Here is a 1,217-nt window from a genome sequence, read left to right on the forward strand (position 1 = left end):
GAAGGCACCTCCGGCATCGGCTGGGTTTTCGGACATCTGATCGACGGCACGCAGGCCGAGTTCGTCCGCGTCCCCTATGCAGAGAACTCCCTGCACCTCCTGCCTGAGGGAGTCAGCGACCAGCAGGCCGTCATGCTCTCCGACATCCTCCCCACCGGCTTTGAGATCGGCGTGCAGTACGGCCGGGTCAAGCCCGGCGACACGGTCGCCGTCATCGGCGCGGGCCCCGTGGGACTTGCCGCGATCTCCACCGCCGGCCTCTACGGCGCCGCCACGATCATCGCCGTCGACCTCGACGCGAACCGGCTCGAGAAATCCCGCGAATTCGGAGCCACCGACGTGGTCCTCTCATCCGATGCCGACTGGAAGGAGCAGCTCATGCTCCTGACCGACGGGCAGGGTGTGGACGTGGCGATCGAGGCCGTGGGCGTCCCGGCGACCTTCACGATGTGCACCGACATCGTGCGTCCCGGCGGCACCGTGGCCAACGTGGGTGTGCACGGCAAGGCCGTGGAACTGCACGTCGAAGACCTCTGGATCCGGAACATCAACATCAGCATGGGCCTGGTGAACACCAACACCACCCCCATGCTGCTCAAGCTCGTGGCACAGCAAAAGATCCCCGCGGACAGTTTCGCCACCCACCACTTCACCTTTGACGAGTTCATGGAGGCGTACGACACTTTCGCCCGCGCCGCGGAGACGAAGGCCCTCAAAGTCGTGATCACGGCATGAACGCGCTCGTTGTCCTCCACGCAGGCAGTGCCGGCGCGATCGACGAAGCCAAGCCGTTCGTGATCCCGCTCGGGCGGTAGCGGCCCGGGCCGCCAGCTTCCGGAAGCCACGTCCGGCCGGGCGTGGCAAACGGACCATCTGAAAGGACGGCGGCCATGAAGGCAGGCCGGATTGTCATGCTGGTGATCGGCTCGCTGTGCGCGCTGGTCGGTTTGGGACTGTTGGCGGGCGCCGGCTTTGCAGGCTGGGTCAACTACCAACAACGTGACGGCAGGTACTTCATCACGCCGTCAGCGCCTTTCTCAGGCAATTCCTACGCGCTGACGACCCCCCGGCTGGACCTCATGACCGGCGGCGGCGTGGACGACGGCGTTCCGGTGGACATTGCGGGCAGCGTGCTGCTCCGCGGTTCGTCCACCGACCCCGGCAAGGAAATCTTCATCGGAATTGCCCCGCGGGCCGACGTCGCGACGTACCTGGCC

At 66.1% G+C, this 1,217-nt stretch carries 1 protein-coding gene and 1 pseudogene; both read left to right on the plus strand.

Annotation, left to right across the window (positions count from 1 at the left end; genetic code table 11):
• On the plus strand, positions 1–735 hold a 735-nt coding region (locus tag LQV45_RS33825), incomplete at its 5' end, for a zinc-binding dehydrogenase (protein ID WP_230012194.1).
• A gap of 155 nt (positions 736–890) precedes the next feature.
• Positions 891–1,217 (plus strand): annotated as a pseudogene (locus LQV45_RS33830) (DUF4389 domain-containing protein); the annotation flags it as partial.

This window comes from Microbacterium sp. Bi128 (assembly GCF_918698205.1).